Genomic DNA, 1,389 nt, shown 5'->3' on the forward strand with positions numbered 1-1,389 from the left:
TCGCGAGCAAGCTCGCTCCCACAGTAATTTAGGGAGTTTCTGAATTTTTCTTCTCCTGCCTTGACGATATCGCTTCAATAGGTTTTGATTACTTACGTTATCTTTCGAATCGAAACTTAAGCCGTCATGTCAAAGCGCAATACACCACAGCGTCGCCACAACATCCTCGCCTTGCTTCAGGAGCAGGGCGAAGTCAGCGTGGATGAACTGGCCAAGCGCTTCGAAACCTCCGAAGTTACGATTCGCAAGGATCTCGCCGCCCTGGAGACCAACGGCCTGCTGCTGCGTCGCTACGGTGGCGCGGTGCCGATGCCCCAGGAGTTGGTGGCCGACAGCGCCCAGGCCGTGTCCAAATACAAACAAGCCATCGCCCGGGCCGCGGTCAAGCGGATCCGCGAACATGCTCGGATCATCATCGACAGCGGCAGTACTACTGCGGCCATGATCCCTCAACTTGGCAATCAACCAGGGCTGGTGGTGATGACCAATTCCCTGCACGTCGCCAATGCCTTGAGCGAGCTGGAGCATGAGCCGGTGTTGTTAATGACCGGCGGCACCTGGGATCCGCATTCCGAGTCCTTCCAAGGCCAAGTTGCCGAGCAAGTGCTGCGTTCCTATGACTTCGACCAGTTGTTCATCGGTGCCGACGGCATCGACCTGGCGCGTGGCACAACCACTTTCAACGAACTGCTGGGCCTGAGCCGCGTAATGGCTGAGGTCGCCCGCGAAGTGATCGTGATGGTGGAGGCCGACAAGATCGGCCGCAAGATTCCCAACCTGGAACTGCCGTGGAGCAGCGTCCATACCTTGATTACCGATGATCGCCTGCCCGTGGAGGCACGCGATCAGATTCAGGCCCGCGGCATCAATGTCATCTGCGCGCCTGTCAGCCAGGAGAAATAGCATGTGTGGAATTGTCGGCGCCGTTGCTGAACGCAACATCACGGCCATCTTGCTTGAAGGCCTCAAACGTCTCGAATATCGCGGCTACGACAGTGCCGGCGTAGCGGTTTTTACCAATGATGAGAAGCTCGCGCGCATGCGTCGTCCGGGCAAGGTCAGTGAGCTGGAACGAGCGCTGGACGCTGAGCCGCTGATTGGCCGCCTGGGCATCGCCCACACCCGCTGGGCCACCCATGGCGCGCCGTGCGAGCGTAACGCCCATCCGCATTTTTCCGGCGACCTGGCGGTGGTGCACAACGGCATCATCGAGAATTATGAAGCCTTGCGCGAACAGCTCAAGGCGCTCGGCTATGTGTTCACCTCGGACACCGACACCGAAGTCATCGCCCATTTGCTCGCCCACAAGCTCAAGGATCTGGCGGACCTGACCGTGGCGCTCAAGGCCACGGTCAAGGAGCTCCATGGCGCCTATGGCCTGGCGGTGAT

General features: G+C 59.2%; 2 protein-coding genes. Both read left to right on the top strand.

Going from position 1 to position 1,389, the window contains the following annotated elements; translation table 11 throughout:
- The first annotated feature begins 126 nt into the window (after positions 1-126).
- The gene (locus OC610_RS27450) at positions 127-903 is read left to right on the top strand and encodes a DeoR/GlpR family DNA-binding transcription regulator (RefSeq protein ID WP_264432596.1); all 777 of its coding nucleotides are present in this window, start codon (positions 127-129) and stop codon (positions 901-903) included.
- A gap of 1 nt (position 904) precedes the next feature.
- The coding region (locus OC610_RS27455) for a class II glutamine amidotransferase (protein WP_264432598.1) at positions 905-1,389 on the top strand (485 nt) is incomplete at its 3' end.

The sequence above is a fragment of the Pseudomonas agronomica genome (assembly GCF_025917275.1).
In the GTDB taxonomy this organism is placed as follows: Bacteria; Pseudomonadota; Gammaproteobacteria; order Pseudomonadales; family Pseudomonadaceae; genus Aquipseudomonas; species Aquipseudomonas agronomica.

Excerpts from the sequence above, each read along its gene's own strand:
- OC610_RS27450 (WP_264432596.1), top strand. The coding sequence starts at position 127 with ATGTCAAAGCGCAATACACCACAGCGTCGCCACAACATCCTCGCCTTG.